This window comes from Maribacter sp. TH_r10 (assembly GCF_033101095.1).
GTDB lineage: Bacteria > Bacteroidota > Bacteroidia > Flavobacteriales > Flavobacteriaceae > Maribacter_A > Maribacter_A luteus.
Genome location: NZ_JAWMPY010000004.1, coordinates 231,057 through 245,480, shown reverse-complemented (window position 1 = coordinate 245,480; position 14,424 = coordinate 231,057). Strand labels below are relative to the sequence as shown.

The 14,424-nt window shown below is 39.2% G+C and carries 15 protein-coding genes; 9 read left to right on the top strand and 6 right to left on the bottom strand.

All coding sequences use genetic code 11. The features are described from left to right. Positions 1-84 precede the first annotated feature (84 nt). The 4 genes from R3X28_RS12290 to guaB all read left to right on the top strand — a co-directional run bounded on the left by R3X28_RS12290 (position 85) and on the right by guaB (position 3,915). Positions 85-1,263, top strand: coding sequence for a porin (locus tag R3X28_RS12290; RefSeq protein ID WP_317664605.1), 1,179 nt, complete (start codon positions 85-87; stop codon positions 1,261-1,263). 110 nt (positions 1,264-1,373) lie between these two features. Next, complete coding sequence (locus tag R3X28_RS12285; protein ID WP_154367729.1) at positions 1,374-1,877, top strand: FMN-binding protein; 504 nt, start codon at positions 1,374-1,376, stop codon at positions 1,875-1,877. After that, entirely contained in the window at positions 1,877-2,377 is a 501-nt protein-coding gene (locus R3X28_RS12280) for a hypothetical protein (protein WP_154367731.1), read from the top strand. The genes R3X28_RS12285 and R3X28_RS12280 overlap by 1 nt, the downstream gene beginning before the upstream one ends. A gap of 65 nt (positions 2,378-2,442) precedes the next feature. Beyond that, the gene (guaB, locus tag R3X28_RS12275) at positions 2,443-3,915 is read left to right on the top strand and encodes an IMP dehydrogenase (protein WP_154367733.1); all 1,473 of its coding nucleotides are present in this window, start codon (positions 2,443-2,445) and stop codon (positions 3,913-3,915) included. A gap of 77 nt (positions 3,916-3,992) precedes the next feature. Here guaB and R3X28_RS12270 read toward each other — a convergent pair whose 3' ends face one another. Together R3X28_RS12270 and lysA are read right to left on the bottom strand one after the other, a co-directional pair. Then, positions 3,993-4,526, bottom strand: a complete 534-nt coding sequence (locus R3X28_RS12270; protein ID WP_154367735.1) for a thioredoxin family protein — start codon at positions 4,524-4,526, stop codon at positions 3,993-3,995. Between the two features lie 61 nt (positions 4,527-4,587). After that, positions 4,588-5,829, bottom strand: coding sequence for a diaminopimelate decarboxylase (lysA, locus tag R3X28_RS12265; RefSeq protein WP_317664604.1), 1,242 nt, complete (start codon positions 5,827-5,829; stop codon positions 4,588-4,590). Positions 5,830-5,961: 132 nt separating this feature from the next. On the opposite strand from lysA, the gene R3X28_RS12260 reads away from it, so the two are divergent. The 3 genes from R3X28_RS12260 (at position 5,962) to R3X28_RS12250 (ending at position 8,516) form a co-directional block, all read left to right on the top strand. Beyond that, positions 5,962-6,636, top strand: coding sequence for an LON peptidase substrate-binding domain-containing protein (locus tag R3X28_RS12260; protein WP_317664602.1), 675 nt, complete (start codon positions 5,962-5,964; stop codon positions 6,634-6,636). Positions 6,637-6,706: 70 nt separating this feature from the next. Continuing rightward, entirely contained in the window at positions 6,707-7,900 is a 1,194-nt protein-coding gene (gene sucC, locus R3X28_RS12255) for an ADP-forming succinate--CoA ligase subunit beta (RefSeq protein ID WP_154367740.1), read from the top strand. A 277-nt stretch (positions 7,901-8,177) separates the two neighbouring features. Next, a complete protein-coding gene (locus R3X28_RS12250) occupies positions 8,178-8,516 on the top strand; it encodes a hypothetical protein (protein WP_154367742.1) in 339 nt (112 codons plus the stop codon). Between the two features lie 45 nt (positions 8,517-8,561). On the opposite strand, the gene R3X28_RS12245 is transcribed toward R3X28_RS12250, so the two are convergent. Continuing rightward, positions 8,562-8,951, bottom strand: coding sequence for a DUF1456 family protein (locus tag R3X28_RS12245; protein WP_154367743.1), 390 nt, complete (start codon positions 8,949-8,951; stop codon positions 8,562-8,564). 296 nt (positions 8,952-9,247) lie between these two features. On the opposite strand from R3X28_RS12245, the gene R3X28_RS12240 reads away from it, so the two are divergent. Together R3X28_RS12240 and R3X28_RS12235 are read left to right on the top strand one after the other, a co-directional pair. After that, the gene (locus R3X28_RS12240) at positions 9,248-9,649 is read left to right on the top strand and encodes a TerB family tellurite resistance protein (RefSeq protein ID WP_154367746.1); all 402 of its coding nucleotides are present in this window, start codon (positions 9,248-9,250) and stop codon (positions 9,647-9,649) included. Between the two features lie 177 nt (positions 9,650-9,826). Continuing rightward, positions 9,827-10,252, top strand: coding sequence for an Hsp20/alpha crystallin family protein (locus R3X28_RS12235; protein WP_154367748.1), 426 nt, complete (start codon positions 9,827-9,829; stop codon positions 10,250-10,252). Positions 10,253-10,472: 220 nt separating this feature from the next. On the opposite strand, the gene uvrB is transcribed toward R3X28_RS12235, so the two are convergent. The 3 genes from uvrB to R3X28_RS12220 form a co-directional block, all read right to left on the bottom strand. Beyond that, positions 10,473-12,461: an excinuclease ABC subunit UvrB gene (gene uvrB / locus R3X28_RS12230; RefSeq protein WP_317664598.1), complete on the bottom strand. Its 1,989-nt coding sequence runs from the start codon at positions 12,459-12,461 to the stop codon at positions 10,473-10,475. Positions 12,462-12,639: 178 nt separating this feature from the next. Then, positions 12,640-13,473, bottom strand: coding sequence for an ABC transporter permease (locus tag R3X28_RS12225; RefSeq protein WP_154367752.1), 834 nt, complete (start codon positions 13,471-13,473; stop codon positions 12,640-12,642). A 12-nt stretch (positions 13,474-13,485) separates the two neighbouring features. After that, positions 13,486-14,388: an ABC transporter ATP-binding protein gene (locus tag R3X28_RS12220; RefSeq protein WP_317664597.1), complete on the bottom strand. Its 903-nt coding sequence runs from the start codon at positions 14,386-14,388 to the stop codon at positions 13,486-13,488. Positions 14,389-14,424 lie beyond the last annotated feature (36 nt).

The following is a 14,424-nucleotide window of genomic DNA, read 5'->3' as shown; positions in this document are numbered from 1 at the left end:
TTTATAAATAAATTTTGCCTAGTTCAATTTGGGATTTATATTTGCACTTTATTTTAAATAAGTCTAAATAACAACAACCAAGCAATGAGAAAGTCAATAGTTTTTCTAACAGTACTTTTTACCGCATTTTTATCTGCCCAGACCAAGACCGATTCAATTACTTTGAATCCGCAAAAACAGTTGAATGCGGCACAGCGTTTATTATCCGGAAATTATGCTTCGGCGGTAACTATGGGGGCTTATGGTGAAATGCTGTACAACCAACCTGAAGGGGACAATGGGGAGTTGGATGTACAACGATTGGTTTTGCTTGTGGGATATCGGTTTAATGATAAAACACAATTTGTGACTGAAATTGAATTGGAGCATGTTGAAGAAGTTTTCGTTGAACAGGCTTTTGTTAATTATAATGTGGCCAATAATGTGAACTTGAGAGGTGGACTTATGTTGGTGCCAATGGGTATTCTCAACGAATTTCATGAGCCAACAACATTCAATGGTACGGAAAGACCTGCAATGGATAATGCAATCGTACCAACTACATGGAGGGAATTGGGGATAGGTGTTAGTGGTCGTTTCAATAACATCTCTTTAGGTTACCAAGCATACCTGTTCAATGGTTTTAAATCTACACTGGCCGATGGTGAAGGAGGTATTTCCGGTGTATTGCAGGGTTCCAACGGTTTGCGTGGGGGTCGTCAAAAAGGGATTAAATCAACTATAGACAGTCCTACACTTTCAACTAAGTTCGATTATTATGGTATACCAGGCTTGCGATTGGGGCTTTCGACCTATTTTGGAAAAACACAGGCAGCGGATGAAATTGAAACCGTTGAAGGAGCGAATATCGGAATTTCGATGATAGGCTTGGATGCCCGTTATGCATATGATCGTTTTACTGCCCGTGGTCAATTCATTCATGCGTCATTGTCCGATACGGATGAATATAATGCCTTGACCGGTGCCGATTTAGGAAGTGCCCTCCAGGGTTGGTATGTTGAAGGTGCCTTTAATTTATTGCCTATTCAAAACGAACAGAAGTTATTTGCATTTGTACGTTATGAGATGTACGATACGCATGCTTCTACGGCTGGTTCCCTCTTGGAAAATGAAGCGTATGACCGCACCGATGTTACAACCGGACTTACCTATCATCTTGCCCCTGGTGTGGTTTTAAAAGGCGATTACCAATTCAGGAGTAATGCCGATGATAATAGTGATGTTCAAGATAGATTGAATTTTGGTATTGGTGTTTGGTTCTAGTAGAATAAACAAAGGGTTATTTTAAAAATAAAAGCCCAAATTTATTGAGATTCATTCTAAATTGATATTTTTACCTTATGCGTTATTCAAATTTTTTAATCGGACTCCCAATGTTAGCTTGTTTTTTGTTGATGGGTTTCGGATTACCAAAAAACATTGAGAAAAAGGTATTTAAAGAGCTGGAAAAGACTTTTGCCCAGGCAGATGTTCAATTGAAGGCTATAAACGTCGAGGCCGAATTGAACTCAAAATTGGCCAAGAAGATCAATGGGGATAATTTTTTTAGGGTAATAAAAGGGGAGGCGAATCTTGGGTATGTTTTCATAGACAAGGCCCCTAGTAAAACTGCAAAATTCGATTATTTGGTCGTATTCGATGAAGATTTGAAAATCGTTCATTCCAAGGTTTTGGTCTATAGAGAGGAATATGGTGGTGAAATAGGTAGCACACGTTGGTTGAAACAGTTTATAGGTAAAACGGTCGGTGATCGCGTAAGTCATGAAACCAATATTGACGGAATAGCTGGGGCAACCATTTCAGTAAGGTCTATGACCTCTGCCGTAGATCAAATTTTACAGACGATAGGCGAATTAAAAGAAAACGAAGTTCTATAATGCAACTGAATTACCGACTTTCCGGATTGCCTAAGGAGGTACGGATTTTTATCGCCTCATTTGTGGTGGTTCTTTCTGTTGGTTTTTATACGGGTTTGTTGTTCGTGAATGAAACAAGTACGGCTTCGCCGAACGGAATCGAGGAAAATTATTTGGGTAATGAACAGGATGAGGATGCCGAAATAATGAAGTTCAAAAAAAGTGATCGTGAAATGTTAACGATCGTCCATACCCATATTCTTTCAATGTCCTTGGTATTTTTCCTTTTAGGTGGTTTGGTTTGGATGACCAATATTTCCGATAAAGCTAAACTATGCCTAACCGTGGAACCTTTTTTGTCGGTCATACTTACATTCGGGGGAATTTATTTTTTGTGGAACGGAGTGGTATGGATGAAGTATGTCGTTATCATTTCTGGTATATTAATGACCTTTAGCTTTATGTTGTCTTCAATTGTGGTGCTTTATACATTGGTTCAAAAACCAAGTCCTTCCCATTAAATACGAACGTACCCCTATATTAGGTATAAAAGTAGTATATTTGCACGCAATTAATCCTTAATTGCATGGAAGCTCACCAAAACAAAATTCTCGGGGAAGGTTTAACGTATGATGACGTATTACTTGTACCTGCATTTTCAGAAGTACTGCCTAGAGAGGTCAGTATAAAAACAAAATTCACTCGAAATATTACGATCAATGTTCCTATTGTCTCAGCGGCAATGGATACGGTTACCGAATCTAGAATGGCGATCGCCATTGCTCAAGAGGGTGGTATCGGTGTTTTGCATAAAAACATGACCATTGAGCAACAAGCAATGAAGGTGCGTAAGGTTAAACGTGCCGAAAGTGGAATGATCTTGGATCCGGTTACCTTGCCTTCTACCGCATTGGTCAAGGATGCCAAGGCCAATATGAAAGAATTCAGTATCGGAGGTATTCCCATTATCGACGATGAAGGTAAATTAATCGGAATTGTCACGAACCGTGACCTTCGGTTTGAGAAGAATAACGAAAGACCGATTGCAGAGGTCATGACTTCGGAAAATTTGGTAACTGTAGGGGAAGGGACTTCTTTGGAGCAGGCTGAAGATATTCTGCAAGAAAGAAAAATAGAAAAACTTCCAGTGGTAGGTCCGGACAATAAATTGATCGGACTGATTACTTTTCGTGATATTACCAAGTTGACCCAAAAACCGAGCGCCAATAAAGATCAATTCGGTCGTCTTCGAGTGGCTGCGGCCTTAGGGGTTACAGCTGATGCTGTTGATCGGGCCGAGGCTTTGGTGAACGCAGGTGTTGATGCCGTTGTCATTGATACGGCACATGGTCATACCAAAGGTGTGGTGAATGTATTGAAGGAAGTTAAAAAGAAATTTCCACAATTGGAAGTTATAGTGGGTAATATAGCAACAGGTGAAGCTGCGAAGTATTTGGTCGAAGCTGGTGCAGATGCCGTTAAAGTAGGTATAGGTCCGGGCTCTATTTGTACTACGAGAGTGGTTGCGGGGGTAGGTTTCCCTCAATTTTCGGCTGTTCTTGAAGTTTCAGCAGCCATAAAAGGTAGTGGTGTTCCCGTTATTGCAGATGGTGGAATTCGTTACACGGGCGATATACCGAAAGCAATTGCTGCTGGTGCCGATACCGTTATGTTGGGGTCCTTGTTGGCCGGTACCAAAGAATCCCCGGGGGAAACGATAATCTATGAAGGTAGAAAATTCAAATCTTACCGTGGTATGGGATCTGTTGAAGCTATGAAAAAAGGTTCCAAAGACCGTTACTTCCAAGATGTTGAAGATGATATTAAAAAATTGGTCCCTGAAGGTATCGTAGGACGGGTACCTTATAAAGGCGAACTGTATGAGAGTATTCATCAATTCGTAGGAGGTCTTCGTGCAGGTATGGGGTACTGCGGTGCAAAAGATATTGAAACCTTAAAGGAAACAGGAAGGTTCGTGAAGATCACCGCTAGTGGAATCAATGAAAGTCACCCTCATGATGTGACCATAACCAAAGAATCACCAAATTATAGTAGATAATTCATTTTCAGGAATTATTGATTATAAAAAAAAGAGCTGTTGAAAAACAGCTCTTTTTTATTTGTCGTACATAAAGATTATTTGCTTTGGCCACTATAGGTCTGCCAATCTTTTTCCAGATAAATATTATCCCCGAAATAACGTGCAATATTTAAGAACGGTTCCGGTTTTTGATAACCTGGAACAGGGGACAACATATTCATTTCCTCATCTAGGAAAATGGTGGTCGGGTAACTCATTCGCCCTTGCATCAGTGCGGCAGCGAATTCATGATACCCTTTTCTCCCTGAGGGGACGAAATTATAGGTCTGGCCTTTGAATTCTATGGGTTCCTTACCTTCGCCATCCATCTTTACCATGTAAAAATTGTCGGCCATATAGGTAGCAACATCCGGATGCTGAAAGGTATCCTTGTCCATTTTCTTGCACCAACCGCACCAATCGGTATATACATCAATGAAGATTTTTTTGGGATTCTCATCGGTTTGTGCACGTTCCACGGCTTGGTCCCAACTCATCCATTCAACATCCTGTGCATTTCCCAAAAGGGAAAAAAGCCCTACACATAAAAAGAGTGCGAATTTATTTAAAACGGTCATACGTACATTCATTACATTAGGTTTTGCTACTTAGACGAACTATATCCACAAAGCTAACGAATATTTTAAACCTTTATTTTGCGGCTAATTCTTCTTTGGCGGGGGAGAAGATATCTTTAGGGTCTACTTGGTTTTTGATCAAATCATCAAACGTTTCCCTTTCCCTTATCAAAATAGCTTTTCTTTTATGCCATAGAACCTCTGGTGGCCTAAACCTTGAGTTGTAATTACTGGCCATGGTAAAGCAATAGGCGCCAGCGTTTTTAAAACAAAGAATATCCCCTTCAGAGATTTCGTTGATTCTACGGTTATTGCCAAAAGTATCGGTTTCACAGATGTACCCAACAACAGAGTAGTAACGTTCCCGGCCTTGAGGATTTGAGATATTCTCAATACTGTGGTTGGCTCCGTAAAGCATTGGCCGTATTAAATGGTTGAATCCGGAATCTACACTGGCAAAAACAGTTGAGGTGGTCTGTTTAACAACATTCACTTTGGCTAAAAAGAAGCCAGCCTCACTTACCAAGAATTTACCGGGTTCAAAGGCCAGGGTAAGTTCCTTACCGTATTCCTTGCAAAAAGAATTGAACCTATTGGTTAATTTATTGCCTAATTCCTCAACATTGGTTTCAATATCACCTTCTTTATAAGGTACCTTAAAGCCGCTTCCAAAATCGATAAAATCTAAATTTTTGAAGTTTTTAGCGGTTTCGAATAGAATTTCCGAGGCGTATAGAAATACATCGATATCCAAAATATCACTACCCGTGTGCATGTGAATACCGTTGATATTCATTTGCGTTAATTCAACGATCCGTAACAAATGCGGAATTTGATGAATACTGATTCCGAACTTTGAATCAATATGTCCTACCGAGATGTTCGAATTACCTCCTGCCATAACATGCGGATTAATTCGGATACATACAGGGATATCCGGATGCTTACTACCGAACTGTTCAAGAACCGATAAGTTGTCGATATTGATCTGGACACCTAGTTTTGCAGCTTCTTCGATTTCTTCCAAAGAAACCCCGTTTGGTGTGTATATGATCGATTCGGGCTTAAAACCGGCCAATAATCCGAGTTGCACCTCTTGGATGGAAACCGTATCCAAACCGCTGCCCAAACTGTTCATCAATCGTAAAATAGATATATTGGATAGCGCCTTTGCGGCATAGTTCAACCGTAGGTGGTTAACCCCTTTAAAGGCATTCGTTAACCTATTGAATTGTGAGATTATTTTTTCCGAATCATAAACATAGACAGGGTCGCCATATGTTTTTGCGATTTTTAATAAATCAGCATTCTTCATTGTTTTCCTTTTAATTTAGACAAAACTAGGGTTCTAATTCGATTTGCACAAAAAAACGAACTTATACTTTAGAAATAAAACAAAATGTTATAAATATAACCATCGGTGATCCACAAAGCATTTGTGACAATCATGGTGGAATTGTATTTTAGCCAAAATAGCAGTATGCAATTACCATTCTTTCCCTTAAGATCCATTTTTTTTCCTGGTGAAACCGTACCTCTTCATATTTTTGAAGAAAGGTATAAACAACTTATAATGGATTGTCGAAGTGAGGCCACAACTTTCGGTATCCCGGTATATATAAACAATGAGTTGGCATTTGGTACAGAGGTGCAGTTGGTAGAGGTAGTGAATACCTATGAAGGAGGGGAAATGGACGTGGTCTGTGTGGGTCGTCAAGTATTCAAGGTCTTATCTTTTCACAATAATTTGCCTAACAAGTTGTATGCAGGTGGTGAAGTTGGGTTTTTAGAGGATATATATGATGCCTCGGATGATATTAAAATCAAGGTGCTGGGTAAGATAAAAGTGCTTTATGATCTTATGGAAGAACCTTTTAAGGCTTTGCCGTTAGAGAAATTCAATTTGTACGGGTTAATCCATAAAATAGGGCTTTCCTATGAGCAGGAGTATCAACTTTTACAAATACAGAATGAAAGTGAACGGTTTAAATTGGTTGATACCCATCTGAACATAACCATTGATATTTTAAGGGAAATTGATAGGACAAAAGGCGCAATTAAGATGAATGGGGATTTCAAAAACTTTGATCCATTGGATTTTAAGGATTTCAAAATAAATTAAAACGGGGAAATTTCATTAGGGTAGATCCTGTGCGTTTCCTATTTTTGTTTCAAACAGATAATAAAAAAATATGAACCTTCACGAATATCAAGGAAAAGAAATTTTAGAAAGTTTTGGTGTACGTATACAGCGTGGTATAGTGGCACATAGTCCAAAAGAGGCTGTTGCTGCGGCAAAACAATTGACTGCAGAGACAGGAACAGGATGGCATGTTATCAAAGCACAAGTTCATGCTGGTGGTCGTGGAAAAGGTGGTGGTGTTAAGCTTGCAAAGAACCTTCAGGAAGTTGAAGAGATTGCGGGTAACATCATCGGGATGAACCTGATCACACCCCAGACATCGGCAGAAGGGAAGAAGGTTCACCAAGTATTGATCGCTGAGGATGTATATTATCCTGGAGATAGCGAGACCAGCGAATTTTATATGTCGGTATTATTGGATCGAGGTAAAGGCCGCAACATGATCATGTATTCTACCGAAGGTGGTATGGATATTGAAGAAGTAGCGGAAAAGACCCCACATTTGATATTTACTGAGGAAGTTGACCCTGCTACGGGTATTCTTCCGTTCCAAGCACGTAAAATCGCATTTAATTTGGGATTGTCAGGAACGGCATTCAAAGAGATGACCAAGTTCGTGACATCTTTATACAAGGCTTATGTGGAAAGTGATTCGAACATGTTCGAAATCAACCCGGTTTTAAAGACTTCGGATAACAAGATAATGGCCGTAGATGCCAAGGTTTCTATTGATGACAATGCCTTATATCGAAGAAAACAGTATGCTGAAATGCGCGACTTAAGGGAAGAGAACCCTATTGAAGTTGAAGCAAGGGCTGTAGGTTTAAGTTATGTTGATTTGGATGGAAATGTAGGTTGTATGGTAAATGGTGCAGGATTGGCCATGGCTACAATGGACTTGATAAAAATGGCAGGAGGAGAGCCAGCTAACTTTTTGGATGTCGGTGGTACTGCTGATGCCAAGAGGGTTGAGGAAGCTTTTCGTATTATCTTGAAAGACCCGGCTGTTAAAGCGATATTGATTAATATTTTCGGCGGAATCGTTCGTTGTGATCGTGTTGCCCAAGGTGTGGTTGATGCTTATAAGAATATGGGAGATTCAATTAAAGTGCCTATAATAGTCCGTTTGCAGGGAACCAATGCTGAATTGGCTAAAGAGATAATCGATAATTCCGGTTTAGCGGTTCATTCGGCTGTTCAGTTCCAAGAAGCTGCCGATAAGGTAAAAGAGGTATTGAGCTAAGTAGAAACAACTTAGTTATATTAAAAAAAGAGCGATATTTTAAAATATCGCTCTTTTTTTTGTGCTGTAAGTTTCCGAATTGTTATTTGTTTTAAGTTTTGGTTAAGCCTGTAATTCATGCTGTGGATATTACAGAAACTTGTTTTCCTTTGTTCTCGGATTTAAGAATAACATAAATTAAAATAATGTTAAATGAGGATATCCTTGTAACAATCCATAATCTTGGGCGTCTTTTTAATAATCATCAATTATTCATCAATCATTAAACAAACAAATCATGAGAAAATTAAGTTTAGTATTTGTAGCTGCGATGCTATTAATGAGTGCAAACATTTTAGCGAACGATGCAGTAGGCGAAAAGCCGATTAAGCAATTATCCACACAAATTGGGCAGCTTTTGGAAAATGCCCCCTTGACTTCTGATTTTATTGACCAAACAGCCCAAGTGCGTTTTACCTTGAACAATCAAGGTGAGATTGTGGTTTTGTCAGTAGATACGGATCTTAGGGTATTAGAGAATTTTGTCAAGACAAGATTGAATTACCAAAAGGTAAGTATTGGTAATTTCAAGGAAGGTGAAATGTATACCATTCCGATTAGGATCGCAGGTGCATAATGCTTTAAAAATTTATTGAATCCTGAATTGGGCCTATGGTCTGGTTCAGGATTTTTTATTGCCTTTAGATTGGGAGGGTTTGTTCTTATATTTTACGGGTGAAATATCCTGTTTAAAATCTTTTCGCTTTGCGGATTTAAAATCTCTTTTTTTTGGGGAAACTGCCGGTTTTGCAACCTTGTTCTTTGATAGTGCTTCTCCCGGTGTTGTGGGATTCTCTTTGGTTCCCCTCAGGTGGATGACAAGGCCGTTTAAGAAATTCCTGAGTATTTGGTCTCCACATTCCATATAGTTAGGGTGGTCTTCTTTTCTGAACAGTGCACCCAATTCACTTTTTGTTATATTGAAATCTACTAATTTAAGTATTTCTACAATCTCATCATCCCTTAGCATTAGGGCTACTCTTAATTTTTTAAAAATATCATTGTTGGTCATGTTCGCGATTTTTATTCAATATGGCCGCAAATTAAGGATAGCTCTTGGTATTTCAACGGAAAATGGCAATTTATTATACGAAAGCAAAGTAATATCAGTTATAGCATTGAATATATGGGAGTTACTAGATAAAATTATGGTGTTGGACCATGTGAAAGTACTAGAGGGTGATCCTACATTTTTTTAAAGGTTTGCAGGTCTCCTTTGTCATAGGTTGAACTAGTAAATTTTGCATCGGTTTATTGGGTAATCTTCGATAAACGTAATTTGGAATAGATTTCATAAGGGGAAAGAATATGGCTTCACGTAAAGAAAAACTTAGTATACTTTCGGAAATGATAGCTTTCGCTAAGGTCGATAATAAGGTGAAACCTGAGGAATATGGTTTTCTTCAAAGTGTGGCGGAGCAATTAGGGGTAGAACATAGTGTTTTCGACGGGCTTTTCCATAGAAAGGTCGAGCATGTTATTCCAAAATCAGAGGCTGACCGTATTTTGCAATTTCACCGATTGGTGTTATTGATGAATGTTGATAACAAGCAAGACCAAATAGAAATAGACCGTATTCATAATGTGGGATTGGAAATGGGGCTACCGCCTTCGGCGATAGAGCAGGTTTTGGCCATAATGCACCAATATCCCAATAAAATAGTGCCACCAAAAGTGTTGATCGATATTTTCAAGGCGCATTATAATTGAATATCCACGCACTGATATCCTCTTACATCAATTGAATAATGGTTGTAATATGTTAAAAAGCGTCATATTGTCACAAAAATACTCTAGAAATAAGACATAATGACATTTTATTGGGGTTGGTATATCTTTTGTCCTTTCACAATTGAAATTAAAATTTAACCCTAAAAAATAAATGTTATGAGTTTAGTTAAGAGAAACGATATTTTGTTCCCATCATTAATGAATGAAATATTCAAACCAGACTGGTTTGGTGGTATGGTAAATGAAAATACCAGTGTTCCTGCAGTGAACATCAAGGAAAACGATACCGATTTTGAATTGGAATTAGCTGTTCCAGGTAGAAAAAAAGAAGATTTTAAAATAGAGGTCAATGAAAATGTACTGACCATTTCTTCAGAAGTAAGTTCAGAGAAAAAAGAAGAAAAGGAGAATTATACAAGGAAGGAATTTTCATTCGCTTCATTCAAACGAGCATTCACTTTGCCTGAAACAATCGACGAGGACAATATCAAGGCTTCGTACGAAGATGGAATCTTAAAATTCAATCTACCAAAAAAAGAAGAGGCCTTACCAAAGCCAAAAAGAATGATCGAATTGTCTTAAGGATTTAAAAATATTATGTGGTGTCCTAATTGGGCATGGCATAATGGTTGGTTTGTTGGTTGATACTGATGGGCTGTTAGCAGACATCAGGGTGTTGGTTGCCTGCCTAATCGGGTAAGGACATCAGCATCGGAGAAGCGTCCTGAGCAATCGGGGCGCTTTTTTCGTTTATGTTTTATGATTATTTCGACCAGTGAGCAGGTTTGGATCAATTACCTCCTCAATCCTGTTTCTGTAACATTTTGATTTCATCTCGGAGTTTGGCAGCTGTCATAAAGTCCAATTCTTTGGCGGCTTTTTCCATGGCTTTACGTTTGTCCCTGATCATTTTTTCTATTTGTTCCTTCGTCAGGTAATCCATATCGGGTTCAGCGGCACGTAATTCTTCTTTTTCAAAATGATAGGTAGAAACGGAATTTTTGGCCAGAACACTGTCAAGACTTTTGTTCAAGGCCTTCGGTTTTAGGTTATTGGCCGTGTTATATGCAATTTGTTTTTCACGGCGGTAATTGGTGCCGTCAATGGTCTTTTGCATACTATCCGTAATTTTATCGGCGTACATGATAGCTTTACCGTTGAGGTGTCTTGCTGCCCTTCCGACGGTTTGGGTCAATGAGCGATTACTTCTTAAAAAACCTTCCTTATCGGCATCCAAAATGGCTACAAGTGAAACTTCAGGTAAATCGAGTCCTTCCCTCAGGAGGTTAACACCTATGAGCACATCGAAAATTCCTTTTCGAAGATCTTGCATGATCTCAACACGTTCCAAGGTATCCACATCACTATGAATATATCTGCAACGTACATTTATCCTGGTCAAATATTTGGTAAGTTCCTCGGCCATTCGTTTGGTAAGGGTCGTAACCAAAGTTCTTTCGTCCTTTTCGACCCTTTGTTGAATTTCTTCGATCAGATCATCTATTTGGTTTAAACTGGGCCGTACCTCGATAATCGGATCCAATAAACCTGTAGGGCGAATTATTTGCTCCACATAAACCCCTTGACAAAGTTGTAATTCGTAATCTGCCGGAGTGGCACTAACATAGATAACTTGGTTTTGTAGCATTTCGAACTCTTCGAATTTCAAAGGCCTATTGTCCATGGCAGCAGGTAATCGGAATCCGTAATCGACCAAGTTTTCCTTGCGGGAACGGTCCCCACCGTACATGGCATGCACTTGTGGTATGGTAACATGGCTTTCATCTATTACCATGAGGTAGTCATCTGGAAAATAATCCAATAGGCAGAAAGGACGTGTTCCGGGTTCGCGACCATCCAAATACCTGGAATAGTTTTCAATTCCCGAACAGTACCCCAATTCCCTTATCATTTCCAAATCAAAATTAGTGCGTTCTTCCAAACGTTTTGCCTCGAGTGGTTTGCCGATTTCTTTAAAAAAATCGATTTGATGAACAAGATCATCTTGAATTGACCGAATTGCATTTTGAAGAATATCGGGTGAGGTTACGAACATGTTCGCAGGATAGATATTCAGGTTTTCATAAACCTCGATTACCGAATTGTTGAAAGGGTCGAAAGCTTCTATCTCTTCTATCTCATCCCCAAAGAAATGGATTCTAAAGGCATGGTCCGCATAACTAGGGAAAATATCGACAACATCACCCTTTACCCTGAAATTGCCATTACGAAAATCTGCAGTGGTTCTGGAATAAAGGCTTTGTACCAGCATATGCAATAATTTGGTACGCGCGATAACTTGGTCTTTATGTATGCTGATGACGTTTTTTTGGAATTCAACGGGATTCCCAATACCATATAGGCAGGAGACGGATGCTACTACGAGTACATCCCTTCTACCGGATAGGAGTGAAGAGGTTGCACTTAATCTTAATTTTTCAATATCCTCATTGATCGAAAGATCCTTTTCTATATAAAGACCGGAGGTAGGTATGTATGCCTCGGGCTGATAGTAATCGTAATAGGAAACAAAATACTCCACTGCATTATCCGGGAAAAATTGTTTGAATTCCGAATATAATTGGGCAGCTAGGGTCTTGTTATGCGCTAAGACCAATGTTGGGCGCTGAACTTCCTCGATTACATTGGCTACGGTGAAAGTTTTACCGGAACCCGTTACACCTAAAAGTGTTTGGTAGGGTTCTTTGGTTTCAATCCCCTTGACCAATTGTTCAATTGCGCCGGGTTGATCCCCTGTCGGTTTAAAATCGGATACGACCTTGAATTTCATTTTTTAAAAATACAAAAGGACCGTGATTAAAAAGGGTAAGGCTATCTTAAAATTACTCCAAAGTAAGAATGTATCACCTAAACAGCGAATATTCATGGTCAAAATCGAGTAATTGAGTTACGGGATCTAACGCATGGCCTTTGGGTAATACATTCAATTAATGTTTTCTCGGTAACGGCTAAAGATCCCTTTTCTTCAGGAGGGCATACGACCCGTATATGAAAATTGTCGTCCAGCCCAATACAATCAGTATCTCATACCAATGCACACCATAATCCACATCGATTTTCTCTCCGATTTGATTGGCCACAGATTGTACGGCACTTAAACGGGAAAAAGGTTCATCGATCAATTTCCACATGGCATTTAAGGGGAAAAAGCCCATGACAAAATCGGTAGTATCGCCATCAAAAAGTTTCCAACGTATCATTCCTCGTGCAAATCCTTCAAATACTTGCCATAAAATCAGGAATCCCAGGGCAAAAGCAGAACGTTTTACCAAAATGCCAAGAAAAAGACAAAAAGAGAAAAACCCTAGAAGCTTCACGAAGAAGGCCAACAGGAATTCAAGGTCCGAAAAAATGATACTTATCTCGTTGTAGTCTGAATAAATTAGGCCCAAGATCAGTGAAACCACAAAGACGAATAGTGTGGATATCAAGGAGAAAGATATCACTGTTAAAAATTTGGAGAGAATGAACTCTTTTTTCGACAGTCCGTCAATCAAGTTTTGCTTAATGGTCTTATTACTGTATTCATTCGCCATCATGGATACGATGACGATTGCCAGGAACAGTTTGAAAAATGCGGTAATGAATGTATTGAAATGCCAGATGTAAGGGAAATTGAAAATACCCTGTTCCGCCAAATGGAATTTTATGGGGCCAATATCGAATTTAATCGCGGCTACCAAGGCTATGGAAGTAAGTAAAACAAAATATGCAATGATCAGAATCTTGCTGACCCTATTGTTCCAAAGCTTTATGAATTCTATATGTAATAATCTTAACATGTTATTTTTGGTTTAATTGGCTTGGGTTTTGGTCAGGGCAAGGAATTGTTCTTCAAGACTTTCCTTTCTTTTTACTAAATGGGATAGGACTATGCCTTTAGCCATAAGGGTTCTGTTTAAAACTTCCGAATTCATTTCTTCCTTAAGAAAAGCTGTGATCAATCCGTTTTCTTGGGTTACCTTCCCGAAACTGTCATTGTTTTCCAAGAATTGTAGCAGGCCGTCGGCATTTCCCGCTTTTAATTCAAAGAAACCGTAGCTCGCCATCATATCATCAACACGACCGGAATATAGTTTTTGTCCCTTTCTAAGAATCACGACATGGGAGCAGACCTTTTCCACTTCGTCCAAGAGGTGTGAAGCCAATAGGATCGTGGTCCCTTGTGAGGCCACTTTTTTTATGATTTCCCTAATTTGGTGAATACCTTGGGGGTCTAGACCATTTGTGGGTTCGTCTAAAATAAGTATCTCGGGATCGTTCAGTAGGGCAGAAGCTATGGCCAAACGTTGTTTCATACCCAAAGAATATGTTCTGAATTTACTGTTTTTACGATCTAGCAACCCTACTAGTTCCAATTTCTCTTCGATCTTCTGTTCGGAAACCTCCTTGATCTTACATACCAATTTTAAATTCTGGATAGCGGTCATGTAGGGATAGAAATTAGGGCGCTCAATAATTGCCCCAACTTTTTTCAACGCCTCATGGGTTGAGGTGCTTCCGTCAAACCAGGCGAATTCGCCTTTGGTACGGTTAACTACATTAAGTACGATGCCCAAGGTGGTGGATTTGCCACTTCCATTAGGTCCGAGAATGCCATAAACATTGCCTTTTTCTATAGTGAAGCTAAGATCTTTGACAGCGGTTAAATAGCCAAATTTTTTGGTCAGGTTGCTAACAGTGAGAATTGTGCTCAAGTCAAGTTTTTTTGAAGGTTATGTTACTACTTGACG